The following is a 14,660-nucleotide window of genomic DNA, read 5'->3' on the forward strand; positions in this document are numbered from 1 at the left end:
CAACTTCTGTCAGCGACGGCGACGCGTCAGGAACGCCGGTCCAGGGCGATCACCACGATCGCCGGCAGCACCAGCAGCAACAGCACGGCCAGCGCCAGCCGCAGCGCGAGGCTGTCGACGAACGCCCAGATCCCGACCAGCGCGACGACGGTCAGCCCGACGATCGCCGCCCGCTCCCCGCGGCTGTGCCGGGCGAGCCGGCCGCTGCGGCGACGCGGCCAGCGGGGCGTGACCCGGCGCACCAGCGCCCGGCGGCGCTCCCGGCGGACCACCCGGCGGCGCCGTACGGCCCGCTCCCGCGCCAACTCGGCCTCGCGGGCCTCCCGCCGGCGGGCCCGCTCCTTGCTCACCGAGCTGCCCCTCGTCCGCCGCCAGCCGCCCGGTCACAGGGCCGGCCTTTCGCTCGCGACTGCGGGGCTCCGCTCCGCTGCACTCCTCGCGCTCACAGAGCTGGCCTTTGCTCGCGACTGCGGGGCTCCGCTCCGCTGCACTCCTCGCGCTCACAGAGCTGGCCTTTCGCTCGCGACTGCGGGGCTCCGCTCCGCTGCACTCCTCGCGCTCACAGAGCTGGCCTTTCGCTCGCGACTGCGGGGCTCCGCTCCGCTGCACTCCTCGCGCTCACAGAGCTGGCCTTTCGCTCGCGACTGCGGGGCTCCGCTCCGCTGCACTCCTCGCGCTCACAGGGCGGCCAGCCAGTTGCGCAGCAGCGCCGCACCGGTGTCGGCCGACTTCTCCGGGTGGAACTGCACGGCCGACAGCGCGCCCCGCTCGACGGCGGCGACGAAGTCCGCCTCGTGGTGGGCCGTGGTCACCGTGACCCCCGCCGCGGCCAGCGCCGCCGGGTCGCTGGCCCCGTACGAGTGGACGAAGTAGAACCGGCTGTCGGCCGGCAGGCCGGCGAACAGCGCCGACGCGGCGGGGGCGTGCACGGTGTTCCAGCCCATGTGCGGCAGCCGGGCGGCCGGCAGCCGGGTCACCCCGCCCGGCAGCAGCCCGAGGCCCTTGGTCACCACGCCGTGCTCGTCGCCGTGCTCGAACAGCACCTGCATGCCGACGCAGATGCCGAGCACCGGGCGGCCGGCGGCGACCCGCTCGGCGATCACCGGCCCCGCGCCCAGCGCCTCGATCCCCGCCATGCAGGCGGCGAACGCCCCGACGCCCGGCACGACGAGGCCGTCTGCCTCGGCGGCGGCGGCCAGGTCGTCCGTCACCGTGACGTCCCCGCCGACCCGCTCCAGGGCCCGCTCGGCCGAGCGGAGGTTGCCCGAGCCGTAGTCGAGGACCACGATCCGCTTGCTCATGCCGCCGCCTCGCTCATGAGCCCTCCCCGGGTAACAGCCAGAGCACCCCGCTGGCGGTGGCGAGCACCGCGAGCAGCGCCGTGATCACGATGGCACCCCGCGACGCACCATGGCGGTACAGCGACCACGTCCCGCCGACGAGCACGCCCGCCAGGATCAACAGCAGGGTGGGCAGCACCGCAGCCATCAGCGCCTTCCTTCCGTCGCCGCGGCGGTCCGCCGCGCCGTCCCGGTCACAGGGCCCCCTTGGTGCTGGGGATCGCGCCCGCCGCGCGCGGGTCGACCGCGGTGGCCTCCCGCAGCGCCCGGGAGACCGCCTTGAACTGCGCCTCGACGACGTGGTGGGCGTCCGGGTGGCCGCCGGGGCGGGCCGCCCGCAGCACGTCCACGTGCAGCGTGATCCGGGCCGCCTGGCCGAAGGACTCCCAGATGTGCCGGGTCATGCTGGTCGGGTAGACCGGCCCGATGTACGGGGCCAGCGGCGGCTCGTCGTGCACCACGTACGGCCGGCCGGACAGGTCGACGGCGGCGCGGACCAGTACCTCGTCCATGGGGACGGTCGCCGAGCCGTACCGCCGGATGCCGGCCTTGTCCCCCAGCGCCTGGTCGAACGCGGCGCCCAGCGCGAGCACGGTGTCCTCCATGGTGTGGTGCGCGTCGATCTCCAGGTCACCCACCGTCCGTACCGTCAGGTCGAAGCCGCCGTGCCGGGCGATCTGGTGCAGCATGTGGTCGTAGAAGCCGACCCCGGTGCTGATCTCGGCCTGGCCGGTGCCGTCGAGGTCGATCTCGACGAGGACCTTGGTCTCCTTGGTGACCCGTTCCACCCGGGCGGTGCGACTCATTGCTCGCCTTTCGATCGCGACTGCGGGGCTCGCAAGCTCACTCCTCGCGCTCTCATCGAACATTCTCCATTGCGGCGAGGAAGGCGTCGGTCTCGGCAGGGGTGCCGGCGGTGACCCGCAGCCAGCCGGGCAGGCCGACGTCGCGGACGAGCACGCCCCGCTCCAGCAGGGCCCGCCACGCGGCCGCCTGGTCCCCCTCGACGGCGAACAGCACGAAGTTGGCGTCGCTGTCGGCGACCCGGTGCCCTCGGGCGCGCAGCTCGGCGACGATCCGGTCCCGCTGGGCCTTGATCGCGTCGACCGTGCCGAGCAGGGCGTCGCGGTGCGCCAGCGCCGCCCGCGCGGCGGCCTGGGTGAGCGCCGAGAGGTGGTACGGCAGCCGGACGAGCTGCACCGCCGCCACCACGGCCGGGTCGGCGGCCAGGTACCCGAGCCGGCCGCCGGCGAAGCCGAACGCCTTGCTCATCGTGCGGGTCACCACGAGCCGGGGGTGGCCGGGCAGCACCGCGAGGGCGCTGACCGCGCCGGGCCGGGCGAACTCCGCGTACGCCTCGTCGACCACCACCATGCCGGGGGCGGCGTCGAGGACGGCGGCGACCACCGCCGGGTCGAGCGCGGTGCCGGTCGGGTTGTTGGGCGAGCAGAGGAACACCACGTCGGGGTTGTGCTCCCGGACCTGGGCCACCGCCTCGTCGGCGGTCAGCCCGAAGTCGACCCCCCGCCGGGCCGGCACCCAGCCGGTGCCGGTGCCCAGCGCCAGCAGCGGGTGCATCGAGTACGCCGGGGTGAAGCCCAGCGCCGTGCGCCCCGGCCCGCCGAACGCCTGGAGCAGCTGCTGCTGGATCTCGTTGGAGCCGTTGGCCGCCCACACCTGCTCGACGGTGAGCCCGTGGCCCAGGTACGCGGCCAGGTCGGCGCGCAGCGCCACGGCGTCCCGGTCGGGGTAGCGGTTCAGGTCGCGCAGCTCGGCCGCGAGGGCCTTGGCGATGGCGTCCGCCACCGGCTCCGGCACCGGGTGGGAGTTCTCGTTGGTGTTCAGCCGCACCGGCACGTCGAGCTGCGGCGCCCCGTACGGGGACAGCCCGCGCAGGTCGTCCCGGATCGGCAGGTCGTCAAGGCTGGTCACGCCGTCCTACCTTCCCGCGAAGCGGACACTGACCGCCTGCCCGTGGGCGGGCAGGTCCTCCACCCCGGCGAGGGTCACCACGTGCGGGGCGACCTCGCGCAGCGCGTCCTCGGTGTACTCCACGAGGTGGATGCCGCGCAGGAAGGACTGCACGGACAACCCGGAGGAGTGCCGGGCGCAGCCGCCGGTCGGCAGGACGTGGTTGGAGCCGGCGCAGTAGTCGCCGAGCGACACCGGCGAGTACGCGCCCACGAAGATCGCCCCGGCGTTGCGCACCCGCAGCGCCCACTCGCGGGCGTCCGCGGTCTGGATCTCCAGGTGCTCGGCCGCGTACGCGTCGACCACCCGCAGACCGGCGGCCAGGTCGTCGACGAGCACCACGCCGCTCTGCTCCCCGCCGAGGGCGGTGGCGACCCGCTCGGCGTGCTTGGTCGCCGGCACCTGCCGGGCCAGCTCGGCCTCGACCGCGTCGGCCAGCGCCACCGACGGCGTGACCAGGACGCTCGCCGCGAGGGGATCGTGCTCGGCCTGGCTGATCAGGTCGGCGGCGACGTGCGCCGGGTCGGCGGTGTCGTCGGCGAGAATGGCGATCTCGGTCGGGCCGGCCTCGGCGTCGATGCCGACCACCCCGCGCAGCAGCCGCTTCGCGGCGGTGACCCAGATGTTGCCCGGCCCGGTGATCATGTCGACGGGCTCGCAGCGCTCGGCGCCGGCCGGGTCGACCGTCGCCCCGTAGGCGAGCATGGCCACCGCCTGGGCGCCGCCGACGGCGTACACCTCGTCGACGCCGAGCAGTGCGCACGCGGCGAGGACCCGGGCGTCGGGCAGGCCGCCGTTGTCCTTCTGCGGCGGGCTGGCCACGACCAGCGAACGCACGCCGGCCGCCTGGGCGGGAACCACGTTCATCACCACGGTCGACGGGTACATCGCCAGGCCCCCGGGGACGTACAGGCCGACCCGGTCGACCGGCACCCACCGCTCGGTGACCGTGCCGCCCGGCACCACCTGGGTGGTGTGGTCCGTGCGCCGCTGATCGGCGTGCACCCGGCGGGCCCGGCCGATCGACTCCAGCAGGGCCGCCCGGACCGCCGGGTCGAGCGCCCGCTCGGCCGCCGCGATCGCCGCGCCGGGCACCCGCAGCCGCTCGGGCGAGACCCCGTCGAACCGTTCGCTCGCGTCGCGGATCGCCGCGTACCCATGCTCCCGGACCGCCTCGACGAGGGGGCGGATCCGCTCGACGGCCACGGAGACGTCGAGCTGGGCACGGGGCAGCAGGCGGCGCGGGTCACGGGCGACGCCGCGCAGGTCGATCCGGTTCAACACGCCTGCGAGTCTAGGCCGCCGGCCCGCGCAGCGGCCCACGGCGCCCGCAGGCCGGGACGGTGAGCCGAGCCACGCCCCGCCGGGGCGGGCGGACTAGGCTCGACGGCGTGACTGCGCGGTTGCCGGTTTTCCCCCTCGGAACGGTGCTCTTCCCCGGTCTGGTGCTGCCACTGCACATATTCGAGGAGCGCTACCGGGCGTTGGTGCGCCACCTGGTGGCCCTGCCGAAGGACGCCCCCCGCGAGTTCGGGGTGGTGGCGATCCGGACCGGCTGGGAGGTGGCCCCCGGGTCGCCCGAGCACCCGGTGCCCGGCGTCGGCCCGGTCACGCTGCACGAGGTGGGCTGCACCGCCGAGCTGCGCCAGGTGACCGAGCTGCCCGACGGGGGCTTCGACATCGTCACGGTGGGGCGGCGGCGGTTCCGGGTGACCGGGGTCGACGAGGAGGCCGCGCCGTACCTGACCGCCGAGGTGGAGTGGCTGCCCGAGCCGGACGGCCCGGACGAGACCGCCGGCCTGCTCGCCGCCCGGGTGATCTCGGTGTTCCGGCAGTACCTCGGCCTGATCCGCCCCGACCCGGAGGAGATCTCCGAGCAGCTGCCGGAGGATCCGACCGTGCTGTCCCACCTGGTCGCGGCGACGGCGGTGCTGACCGTCGACGACCGGCAGCGGCTGCTCGCGATCGACGACACCGCCGCCCGGCTCCGCGCCGAGCTGCGGCTGCTCAACCGCGAGGCGGCTCTGCTGCGCCAGGTGCGGGCGGTTCCGGTGCCGCTGTCGGAGCTGGCCGGTCCGCCGGCTCCGAACTGAGCCCGTCGGCCGTACCGGCGGCGCCGGTCGCCCCGGGCGCGGCACTCCCGGCGACGGTCGCGCCCGGCCCGGCGCCGGGGCCGACCGGGGCCAGACCGCGTCGGGCTCCGGCTCCGGCCGCAGCGACGGCCACCGGGACCAGCCGGCCAGCAGGGTGTACGTCACCGCCGCGCCGAACGCCGCCAGCAGCACGTTGCCGTACGGCACGGGGAGCACGCCGAACAGCAGCTCGACGCCTCCGCCGCGCAGGTCGGCGGGCTTGGTGAACGCCTGCCCGTCCGGGGCGGTGGCCAGCAGGTGCTCGTATGTCGACAGGCCGACGCGGCGACCGAGCTGCCAGGCCACCAGCGCCGCGCCGAGCCCGCCGACCACCCCGGCGACCATCCCGACCGGGCCGCGGCGGCGGCGCAGCACCAGCCACAGCCCGAGCGCGGCCAGCACCCCGAAGCCGAGGCCGAGGAGGCTGAACCAGCCGTCGGCGGCGATCGGCTGCTCGGGCTGCGGCTGGGCGTAGACGGCACCCTCGGCGGTCTTGACCACCGGGGTGCCGGGGGCGATCGCCGCCCAGAGCAGCCCCAGCGGCACGCCCAGCGCGGTCAGCACGGCCGCCCCGCCGAGCGCCACGGCGGCGGCCCGGCCGGGCCGGCGGGGCTGCCCGCCACGGCCGGCGGGAGCGACCCGGCGGGCGGGGCCCGGGGGCGGGCCAGGCGAGCGGATCGGCGCCGGGCGCGGACGCGGGCGTGCCGGCGGGCACCGGCAGCCCGGCCGGCGCGCCCGGGGCCGGGCCGGCCGGTTCGGCGTGGTGCGGGGGCCGGTCGGGGTCGGAGGTGTCCGGGCTCACCCGGCGATCCTCTCAGGCGCCCCGGCGGTCGGGGGCGCCGGTGCCACCGGATCGCCCTCAGCGGGCGAAGGGTTCGAGCATGACCGAGGCGGCGCGCAGCCAGGCCTGCCGCGTCTCCGGCCGGAGCTGGTGGTAGTCGATCGAGGAGCCGGTCTCCAGCGCCGGGTCGTACGGGACGACGGCGACGGCCCGCGTCCGGGTGGCGAAGTGCCGCTCCAGGTCGTCCTGCAGCGGGGACCGGCCGGGGGTCGGGCAGGAGATCAGGGTGACGGCGTTGTCGGCCAGCTCACCCATGCCGACCTCGTGCAGCAGGTCGAGCATCCAGTCCGCGCTGAACGCGGCGTCCTCCCGGGGCACGGTGGTGACCACGAGCTGGTCGGCGGCCTGCATCACCGTACGCCAGTTCGGGCTCTCCACGTTGTTGCCGGTGTCCACGCAGACCACGTCGTGGGTGCGCCGCAGCAGCTCCAGCACCCGCTTGACGGTGAACTGGTCCAGCCGCTGGGCGAAGCGGGGGCTCTCCTCCCCGGCCAGCACGTCGTACGAGCCGTCGGCGGCGTGCCGCAGGTAGTCGTCGAGGCTCGCCAGCAGCTCCTCGCCCTCGCGGATCTCGATGTGGGCGAGGTCCGCGATCAGGTGCCGGATGGTCCGGGCGTGCCGGGCGCTGCCGGCGCGCAGCCCGAGGGTGCCGCGCAGCTCGTTGTCGTCCCAGGCGAGCACGCCCCGCCCCCGCACACTGCCGATCGTGGCGGCGGCCAGCACGGTCGCGGTGGTCTTGTGCACGCCGCCCTTCGGGTTGGCGAAGGCGAGGGCGCGGGGGCTGCCCAGCTCGCGCCGGAGCATCCCGGCGGCCCGCTCCGCCTCGGTGTCGGGGCTCTGCGGCCGCCACTCGATGCGGGCCGGGTAGCCCCGCTCGACCACCGCCGGCGGCCCGGCCGGCGGCCGGTACGCGGGCTCCGCCGCCGGCTGGTACGCCGGCTCCGGACGGTAGCCGCCGCCGTCGAGCAGGGCGTACCGGGATTCCACCGGCGGGGACGGTTCGGCGTACCGGGGCTCGGCCGGCGGGGACGGTTCGGCGTACCGGGGCTCGGCCGGCGGGGACGGTTCGGGCCGGTAGCCCCTGTCGAGCAGGGCGTACCGGGACGGAAGTGGCGGTCCGGGCTCGGCCCGGTGCGGCGGCGCGTCCGGCCCGGAGTGTGCCGGGTCGGCCCGCCACGACGGCTCGACCGGGTACTGCGGCTGCTGGTACGCCGGCTCGGCCCGGTGCCCGGGGTCGAGCCGGTGCGCCGGGTCCACCTGGTAGCTCGCCCCGGCGCGGTAGCCGCCCCGGGCCGGCGGGACCGGCTCAGGGGGGTAGCCGGGCTCCGCCCCGTACCCGCCCCGGATCGGCTCGGCCGCGTAGCCGGGCTCCGCGCCGTACGGCGGCGGCTCGCCGGGGTGCCCAGCCGCCGGTGCCCGGCCGGCCCAGCCGTTGCCCGCCGTCCGGCGGGGCAGCGGCTCCGGGGCCGGCCCCTGGGCTCCTCGGCGCGGTGGTCGGCCTCGGCCTGCTCCGCGCGACCGCCGTGGGCCCGGTCGAGCAGCGCCCGCCATCGCGGGGCTGCTTCGGCCGGCCGACCCCAGCCGGTCTCCGTGCCGTCCAAGGCTCGCCCTCCCAGCGCCATCGATCTCGCCCTGACAGGCTACGAACCAAACCCTATTCGGACCACACCGGTCCGCGCACATCCTGACCGGTGTTCGTCACTCCGGCCCGGCCACCCGGTCAGTCCCCCGCGGCGTCGGGCGAGGTCGCGGGCCCGGGCGGCCCCGCGCCGGGCGCCGCCGAGGCGCCGGCGGGCGAACGCGCGGGCACCCTCGGTGCGGCTTCCGACGTTTCGCCCGCACCCGGGGCCGGCACGCCGGCGGGCCCGTCGTCGACCGGTGGGCGGGCCACGTCGCGCTGCTCGGGCAGCGGCGGGGTGAGCACCGCCCGGTCCAGCCGGACCAGCTCGGGGGCCGGGTCGACGGCCCGCACCCGCGGTCGGACGGCCAGCGCCCGCAGCGCGTCGGGCGCCGCGCGCACCAGCGCGGCGTAGGCGCAGGCGCAGCCCGTCCGGTACGCGGCGGCCTCCCCCGCCGCGACCTGCGCCCCGGTGTCGTACTGCCGGCGCAGCTCGGGGTCGGCGGCCCCGGCGGCGCGGGCGGCGTAGTCGGCGGCCTCGCGGTCCTTGCGCTCGGCCAGGCCGGTCATGCCGGCGAGGACGTCCCGCGGCAGCCGCTGCGCGGGCAGGCGGACGATCTCGGTCTGCCGGCCGGGCAGGGGCGCCCGGACGACCACCTCGGCCACCGACACCCCGGCGAGCAGCCCCGCCAGCCCGTCCGGCGGCACGTACGCCGAGAACGACACCAGCGCGTACGTCCCGGCCGGCGACGCGGCGGCCGGCAGGCCCGCCAGCTCCGCCCTCGCGGCGGCCAGGTAGCCGGGGACCGGGGCGCCGGCGGCGATCCCCACCCGGGTCACCTCGCCCACCGTGCGGTCGCCCACCGGCCGGTCGTGCCGGCTCGCCCAGCCGACGGTGAGCAGCACGGCCGCCACGGCGAGCAGGGCGGCCGAGGTCAGCCAGCGGGGCCGCCGGGAACGGTCGTCGGCGCCCGGCTCCGGCGCCCGGTCGGAGGCGGCGTCGCCGGAGGCCCCGTCGGCGCTCGGCTCGCCGGACGGCGGCCGGCCCCGCCGCGGATCGTCGGACTGCGGCCGTTCGGCAGCGCGCACCGGCGCGGGCCCCCTCGTCGGATCGTCTCGGCTGGTCGCCGGGTCAGTCGCGGAGGATCCGCAGCGCCCGGTCCAGGTCGTCAGGGTAGTCGCTGACGAACGTCACCTCGTCGCCCGTACGCGGGTGCGCGAAGCTCAGCGACCTGGCGTGCAGCCACTGCCGGCTGAGCCCGAGCCGGGCGGCGAGGGTCGGGTCCGCGCCGTACGTGAGATCGCCCACGCAGGGGTGGCGCAGCGTGGAGAAGTGCACCCTGATCTGGTGGGTACGGCCGGTCTCCAACCGCACGTCGAGCAGGCTCGCCGCCGGGAAGGCCTCCAGCGTGTCGTAGTGGGTGACGCTGGGCTTGCCGCCGGAGACGACCGCCCACCGGTAGTCGTGGTGCGGGTGCCGGTCGATCGGCGCGTCGATGGTGCCGCGCAGCGGATCCGGGTGCCCCTGCACCACGGCGTGGTAGCGCTTCTCCACCTCGCGGTACTTGAAGGCCCGCTTCAGCGCGGTGTACGCCTGCTCGCTCTTGGCCACCACCATGATCCCGGTCGTGCCCACGTCGAGCCGGTGCACCACGCCCTGCCGCTCGGCGGCGCCGCTGGTGGAGATGCGGTGGCCGATCGCGGCGAGCGCGCCGATCACCGTCGGGCCGGTCCAGCCGGGGCTCGGGTGGGCGGCCACGCCGACGGGCTTGTCCACCGCCACGATGTCGTCGTCGGCGTAGACCACCCGCAGGCCGGGGACGGCCTGCGGCACCACGGTCGGCGGGGCGGCCGGGGCCGGCAGCGTCACCTCCAGCCAGGCGCCGGCCTTGACCTTGTGCGAGTTCGGCCGGGCCGCGCCGTCGACGCGGGCGTCGCCCGCGTCGACCAGGGCCGCGGCGGCGGTGCGGGAGAGCCCGAACAGCCGGGCCACGGCCTGGTCCAGCCGCATGCCCTCCAGTCCGTCGGGCACCGGGAGGGAGCGCTGGTCGCCGCCCGCGGCGAAGGCGGAGGTCACGCCCGCTCCCGCTGCTCGACCGGGGCCTGGTCGGCGGCCCGCTTCGTCCCGACCCGGGAGCCGTCGCGCTGGCGACCGGTGAGCTCCAGCAGCACGGCCAGGATCACGCCGCAGACCAGGGCGCTGTCGGCCAGGTTGAACACCGGCCACACCCGCCCGTACGGGTCGAACAGGCTGATCATGTCGACGACGTGGCCGACGAAGTGCCCCGGGGCGCGGAAGATCCGGTCGGCCAGGTTGCCGAGCGCCCCGCCGAGCACCAGCCCGAGCGAGATCGCCCACGGCACGGAGCGCAGCCGCAGCGCCATCCAGCCGATCCAGCCGATCACCGCAATGGTGATCAGGGGAAAGACCCAGGTGTGGTCGGCGCCGATGCTCCACGCCGCGCCGCTGTTGCGGGTGAGGCTGAGGTAGACCTCCCCGTCGAGCAGCGACACCGGCCCCCGGTCGGAGAGGGTCTGCAGGGCGAGGTGCTTGGTGAGCAGGTCGACCAGGAAGGCGACCAGGCCGGTGGCGGCGAGGACGACGATCGCCCGACGCCGGGGCTTGCCGCCGCCCGGCTCAGCGGTGCCGGTTCCGGCGGGCGGTGTTGCCGTCATCTGCTCCCCATCGACGCTCTCGGCGGTGACGCTCACCGCCCGGACCGGCCGGGGAGCGCGGTGTCAGCGCCGCTCCTCCAGCTGCTTGCACTTCACGCAGAGGGTCGCCGACGGGAAGGCGGCGAGCCGCTCCACCGGGATCGGGTCGCCGCACCGCTCGCACCAGCCGTAGCCGCCCTCGTCGAGCCGCTCCAGTGCCCGCTCGACCTGCGTGATCCGTTCCCGGATGCTGTTGGCGAGTGAGATCTCCTGCTCCCGCTCGAACGTCTTGGTGCCGGTGTCGGCCTGGTCGTCCCCGGCCGAGTCGGTCAGCCGGTCGCGCTGCAGCTCGGTAATCTCGCTCAGCGTCTGATCGTACTCGGCGCGCAACTCGTCGCGCCGTGCCGCCAGGGCGGCCCGGATCTTCTCCGTCTCCGCGGCGCTGCGGGTGGCCCGAACTGCGGGCTTGCGGCCGGCGGTCTTCGTCTCGGCTGGCTTCGCCATCGTCGCTCCCTCGCGCCACGGGCGCCGCGACACCGCCGCGGGCCCTGGACAGGGGTCGCCGGCCTGGCGCCCCCAGGTAACAAAACGGGCGCGCGGCAAGGCGCCGCGCACTCCGGAGATTGGCAAGAATACGGAACGTACAGGCGTCCGACAACGTGCCGCACCGTCGCACCGCTATTCAGGGCCGAAAAGCCCTCAAATGGGCAAAAGGAACGCTAGCAGATCAGTCGTCGCGATCCTCGCCATACTCGCCAAACCACCTGGCCAGGCGTCCCCGCCGGCTCACCGCGCGCAGCCGGCGCTCCGTCTCGTCCCGCACCCCGGCCGTGGCCACGATGAGCAGGCTGTCGCCGACCTTGAGCCGGGTGTCCGGGCCGGGCACGAAACCCACCCCGTCGCGCAGCACCAGGGTCACCGACGCGCCCACCGGCAGCCGCAGCTCGTCCACGTGCACCCCGCCCAGCCGGGAGCCCGGCGGCACCTCCAGTTGCAGCAGGTCCGCCCGCATCCGCTCCAGCGGGGCGGTCTCCACCCGGATCTCCGCCGCCTCGGCGGGCGCGGTCACCCCGAGCCGGCGGGCGACCGGGGCGAGCGTGCTCGCCTGGAGCAGGGTGAAGATCACCACCAGCACGAAGACCACGTCGAAGAGCCGGTCCGCCCCCGGCACCCGCTCCGACAGCGGGATCGTGGCCAGCACGACCGGCACCGCCCCGCGCAGCCCGGCCCAGGACAGGAAGCCCTGCTCGCGCAGACCGACCCCGAACGGCCAGGCGGACACCGCCACCGACAGGGGCGGGCGACGAGCACCAGCGCCAGGCCGGCCACCACCGCGGGCAGCACCGCCGCGTCCAGCCGGCCCGGCGAGACCAGGAGCCCGAGCAGCACGAACAGGCCGATCTGGGCCAGCCACGCCAGCCCGTCGGCGAAGCCCAGGATGGCCTGCCGGTGCGGCAGCCGGGCGTTGCCCAGCAGCACCCCGGCCACGTACACGGCCAGGAAACCCGAGGCGTGCAGCACCGCGCCGGCGGCGTACGCGAGCACGGTCAGGCCCACCGCCGCGATCGGGTACAGCCCGGCCGAGGGCAGGGCGGCCCGGCGCAGCGCCCACCGGCCCGCGAGCCCGGCGGCCGCCCCCACCGCCGCGCCCACGCCCAGCTCGTAGCCGAGCAGCAGCGCCTCGTACCACCACGGGTGGGCGGCCTCCGCGGCCGACCGGGACAGCAGCACCACCAGCAGCACCACCGGGGCGTCGTTCATCCCCGACTCGGCCTCCAGGGTGGCGACCAGCCGGGGCGGCAACCGCAGCCTGCGTAGCGTGGCGAAGACCGCAGCGGCATCGGTACTGGACAGCACGGCCCCGTAGAGCATGGCCAGCCGCCAGTCCAGCCCGAGCAGCAGGTGCACCGCGAGGCCGACCAGCACGATGCTGACCAGCACGCCCAACGTGGACAGCGTCGCCGCCAGGCCGAGCACCGGCCGCAGGGTGCTCCACCGCGCGGTCAACCCGCCCTCGGCGATGATCACGATGAGCGCGCAGAAGCCGAGGGTCCGGGTCAGCTCGGCGTCGTCGAACCGGATGCCCAGCCCGGACTCGCCCAGCGCCACCCCGAGCGCGAGGTAGACCAACAGGCTCGGCACGCCCAGCCGGCTGGAGAGCCGGACGGCGCCGACCGCGACCAGCACCACCGCCGCGCCGAGCAGCAGCGCGACGTCGAAGCCGGGGTTCACGCCGCCCCGGGGCGGGCAGCGGTCACCGACCCGACCCGTCACGCAGCCGGCACAGCGCCTCGGTCAGCTCGCGTGTCGGGCGCTCCACGAGGAAGAGCTTGTCACGGCTGGCCGCGCCGGCCCGCAGCGAGACCGCCGCCGGTCGGACCCCGAGGGCGTCCGCGAGCGCCCGGCGGGCCGCCTCGGTGGCGCGGCCGTCCACCGGGGGGGCGGTCACGGCGATCACCAGGGCCGGCCCGTGCGGGCCGTCGTGCCGGCCGCCGACCCGGGCCCGGGCGGCGCCGGGCTTCACCCGTACGGGGATCGTGAGCGTGTCGTCCATGGGGCGTCAGCGCGGCCGGGTGTCGGCGAGCAGGGACGTGTCCGGCGCGCAGCGGGCGCACGGGGTGAAGCCCAGCGCCACGGCCTCGGAGACCGGCAGCGCCTCGGCGTCCCGCCCGAGCAGGTGCGGGCAGTCGGCGAGGTGGTAGCGGGGCCGGCCGTCCACGACGAGGACCTCGGCGTCGAGCCCGGCGACGAGCGCCGCGTCGGCCGGGGACACCCGCAGCGCCGGTGGCTCGTCCGGTGGCTCGTCCGGGGAGGGAACCTCCGACGTGGCCGCGTGCGTCTCGCCCGCCGGGACCGACGACCCGGGCGGTTGCCGCCACCCAGCGTCGTCGGTGCCGTCTGTCGCGGGAACGTGCTGGGTCGGGATGTCCGGCCCGGCCTGCCCGGTGCGGCCGGCCGGGGGCCGACGGAACCGGGAGGCGTCGGCGTCGGGCCGCCCGGCGGCCGCCCGGCTGGCAGCCGCGCGGCGGGCGCCCGCCACCAACGCGAGCGCGGCCAGCAGGCTGGCCGCGATCGAGGTGGTCAGCAGGAGGCTGGAGCCACCGGCGAGGCCGAACACCAGGAGCGCGACCGCGACGAGGATGAGCAGCAGGCTTGCGACTATCACGCCGGCTCACCCCCGCCGCGTCGATTCAGGTGGTCGCCGTCGGCGGCCGTCGGAGCGACGGCCGCCGGCCCGGCAGGATCAGCGGCCGCACGGCCGCCGGCCCGGCAGGATCAGCGGCCCGACTCCAGCGCGCCCGAACGACCGCCGCCGTACGAGCTGGCGAGGCCGGCGGCGGCGAGGCCGTTGCTGCCGCCCACGGCCCGGTTGCCCTCGCTGCGGGTCATCTCGGCCTCGAGGCCCTGGCCCCGGCCGTCGAGGTCACGCAGCTGGCTCTCCAGGTACGCCTTGAGCCGGGTGCGGTACTCCCGCTCGAACTGCTTGAGCTCCTCGATGTGCTTCTGCAGCGCGGTGCGCTTGGCGTCCAGGCCGCCCATGGCCTCCTGGTGCCGCTGCCGGGCGTCGCGCTCCAGCGCGTCGGCCTTGGCGCGGGCCTCGCGGGTGACCTCCTCGGCCTTCGCGCGGGCCTCGGAGAGCAGCTGGTCGGCCTCCCGGCGGGCGTCGGAGACGTGGTCGTCAGCCGTGCGCTGGGCCATCATCAGCACCCGCAGCGCCTGCTGCTCGCCGTCGCCGCCCGCGGCCGGGCCGCCCTGCGCCCGGACCTGCTCCAGCTCGGCCTGCATCGCGCGGGCGGCCTGCTCGGCCGCCGCCTTGTCGCGCTGCACCCGGTCGAGCTGCGCCTTGACGTCGTTGAGCTCCGCGGCGAGTCGGGCGTCGCCACCGGGGCCGGCGGGGGCACCGCCACGGCCACCGCGCTCCACCTGGGCGCGCAGCTCGTTGTTCTCCTCGATCAGACGAGCAAGCTCACGCTCGACCTCGTCCAGGAAGGCGTCGACCTCCTCCTCGTCATACCCCCGCTTGCCGATCGGCGGCTTTTTGAAGGCGACGTTGTGGACGTCGGCCGGGGTCAGCGGCATCGGAACTCCTCGGGTCAGTTGCG

General features: G+C 76.4%; 15 protein-coding genes and 1 pseudogene. 1 reads left to right on the forward strand and 15 read right to left on the reverse strand.

The window, feature by feature from the left end:
- Nucleotides 1-26: 26 nt before the first annotated feature.
- From JD77_RS02895 to hisD, 6 genes are all read right to left on the reverse strand, one after another.
- Nucleotides 27-350 (reverse strand): hypothetical protein, encoded by a 324-nt coding sequence (locus tag JD77_RS02895; RefSeq protein ID WP_145772916.1) that lies wholly within the window; start codon nucleotides 348-350, stop codon nucleotides 27-29.
- A 327-nt stretch (nucleotides 351-677) separates the two neighbouring features.
- On the reverse strand, nucleotides 678-1,301 hold the full coding sequence (gene hisH / locus JD77_RS02900; protein WP_145772917.1) for an imidazole glycerol phosphate synthase subunit HisH: 624 nt from the start codon (nucleotides 1,299-1,301) through the stop codon (nucleotides 678-680).
- 13 nt (nucleotides 1,302-1,314) lie between these two features.
- Nucleotides 1,315-1,488, reverse strand: coding sequence for a hypothetical protein (locus tag JD77_RS31820; protein ID WP_170286365.1), 174 nt, complete (start codon nucleotides 1,486-1,488; stop codon nucleotides 1,315-1,317).
- Between the two features lie 46 nt (nucleotides 1,489-1,534).
- Entirely contained in the window at nucleotides 1,535-2,146 is a 612-nt protein-coding gene (gene hisB, locus JD77_RS02905; protein WP_145772918.1) for an imidazoleglycerol-phosphate dehydratase HisB, read from the reverse strand.
- A 52-nt stretch (nucleotides 2,147-2,198) separates the two neighbouring features.
- Nucleotides 2,199-3,272, reverse strand: a complete 1,074-nt coding sequence (locus JD77_RS02910) for a histidinol-phosphate transaminase (RefSeq protein WP_145772919.1) — start codon at nucleotides 3,270-3,272, stop codon at nucleotides 2,199-2,201.
- Nucleotides 3,273-3,278: 6 nt separating this feature from the next.
- Nucleotides 3,279-4,595 (reverse strand): histidinol dehydrogenase, encoded by a 1,317-nt coding sequence (gene hisD, locus JD77_RS02915; RefSeq protein ID WP_145772920.1) that lies wholly within the window; start codon nucleotides 4,593-4,595, stop codon nucleotides 3,279-3,281.
- Between the two features lie 107 nt (nucleotides 4,596-4,702).
- On the opposite strand from hisD, the gene JD77_RS02920 reads away from it, so the two are divergent.
- A complete protein-coding gene (locus JD77_RS02920) occupies nucleotides 4,703-5,404 on the forward strand; it encodes an LON peptidase substrate-binding domain-containing protein (protein WP_145772921.1) in 702 nt (233 codons plus the stop codon).
- A gap of 898 nt (nucleotides 5,405-6,302) precedes the next feature.
- On the opposite strand, the gene JD77_RS02930 is transcribed toward JD77_RS02920, so the two are convergent.
- From JD77_RS02930 to JD77_RS02970, 9 genes and pseudogenes are all read right to left on the reverse strand, one after another.
- Entirely contained in the window at nucleotides 6,303-7,835 is a 1,533-nt protein-coding gene (locus tag JD77_RS02930; protein WP_425463557.1) for a MinD/ParA family ATP-binding protein, read from the reverse strand.
- Nucleotides 7,836-8,004: 169 nt separating this feature from the next.
- The gene (locus JD77_RS02935; protein ID WP_145772922.1) at nucleotides 8,005-8,991 is read right to left on the reverse strand and encodes a hypothetical protein; all 987 of its coding nucleotides are present in this window, start codon (nucleotides 8,989-8,991) and stop codon (nucleotides 8,005-8,007) included.
- A gap of 43 nt (nucleotides 8,992-9,034) precedes the next feature.
- Nucleotides 9,035-9,979 carry an RluA family pseudouridine synthase gene (locus JD77_RS02940; protein WP_145772923.1) on the reverse strand — a complete coding sequence of 315 codons (945 nt, stop codon included), beginning with the start codon at nucleotides 9,977-9,979 and terminating at the stop codon, nucleotides 9,035-9,037.
- Nucleotides 9,976-10,578: a signal peptidase II gene (lspA, locus tag JD77_RS02945; protein ID WP_145777394.1), complete on the reverse strand. Its 603-nt coding sequence runs from the start codon at nucleotides 10,576-10,578 to the stop codon at nucleotides 9,976-9,978. Before lspA ends, JD77_RS02940 begins: the two co-directional genes overlap by 4 nt.
- A gap of 63 nt (nucleotides 10,579-10,641) precedes the next feature.
- Nucleotides 10,642-11,061, reverse strand: a complete 420-nt coding sequence (locus JD77_RS02950; protein ID WP_145772924.1) for a TraR/DksA family transcriptional regulator — start codon at nucleotides 11,059-11,061, stop codon at nucleotides 10,642-10,644.
- A gap of 223 nt (nucleotides 11,062-11,284) precedes the next feature.
- Nucleotides 11,285-12,789, reverse strand: a pseudogene (locus JD77_RS02955) (potassium/proton antiporter).
- Nucleotides 12,790-12,811: 22 nt separating this feature from the next.
- Nucleotides 12,812-13,111 (reverse strand): DUF167 domain-containing protein, encoded by a 300-nt coding sequence (locus JD77_RS02960; protein WP_145772925.1) that lies wholly within the window; start codon nucleotides 13,109-13,111, stop codon nucleotides 12,812-12,814.
- 6 nt (nucleotides 13,112-13,117) lie between these two features.
- Nucleotides 13,118-13,723, reverse strand: a complete 606-nt coding sequence (locus JD77_RS02965; protein WP_145772926.1) for a hypothetical protein — start codon at nucleotides 13,721-13,723, stop codon at nucleotides 13,118-13,120.
- Nucleotides 13,724-13,833: 110 nt separating this feature from the next.
- Nucleotides 13,834-14,637 (reverse strand): DivIVA domain-containing protein, encoded by an 804-nt coding sequence (locus JD77_RS02970; RefSeq protein WP_145772927.1) that lies wholly within the window; start codon nucleotides 14,635-14,637, stop codon nucleotides 13,834-13,836.
- Nucleotides 14,638-14,660 lie beyond the last annotated feature (23 nt).

Origin of the sequence: Micromonospora olivasterospora, assembly GCF_007830265.1 — a bacterium.
GTDB classification, from domain to species: domain Bacteria; phylum Actinomycetota; class Actinomycetes; order Mycobacteriales; family Micromonosporaceae; genus Micromonospora; species Micromonospora olivasterospora.

Excerpts from the sequence above, each read along its gene's own strand:
- hisH (WP_145772917.1), bottom strand. The coding sequence starts at position 1,301 with ATGAGCAAGCGGATCGTGGTCCTCGACTACGGCTCGGGCAACCTCCGC.
- JD77_RS31820 (WP_170286365.1), bottom strand. The coding sequence starts at position 1,488 with ATGGCTGCGGTGCTGCCCACCCTGCTGTTGATCCTGGCGGGCGTGCTC.
- hisB (WP_145772918.1), bottom strand. The coding sequence starts at position 2,146 with ATGAGTCGCACCGCCCGGGTGGAACGGGTCACCAAGGAGACCAAGGTC.
- JD77_RS02930 (WP_425463557.1), bottom strand. The coding sequence starts at position 7,835 with ATGGCGGGCGCTGCTCGACCGGGCCCACGGCGGTCGCGCGGAGCAGGC.
- lspA (WP_145777394.1), bottom strand. The coding sequence starts at position 10,578 with ATGACGGCAACACCGCCCGCCGGAACCGGCACCGCTGAGCCGGGCGGC.
- JD77_RS02950 (WP_145772924.1), bottom strand. The coding sequence starts at position 11,061 with ATGGCGAAGCCAGCCGAGACGAAGACCGCCGGCCGCAAGCCCGCAGTT.
- JD77_RS02960 (WP_145772925.1), bottom strand. The coding sequence starts at position 13,111 with ATGGACGACACGCTCACGATCCCCGTACGGGTGAAGCCCGGCGCCGCC.
- JD77_RS02970 (WP_145772927.1), bottom strand. The coding sequence starts at position 14,637 with ATGCCGCTGACCCCGGCCGACGTCCACAACGTCGCCTTCAAAAAGCCG.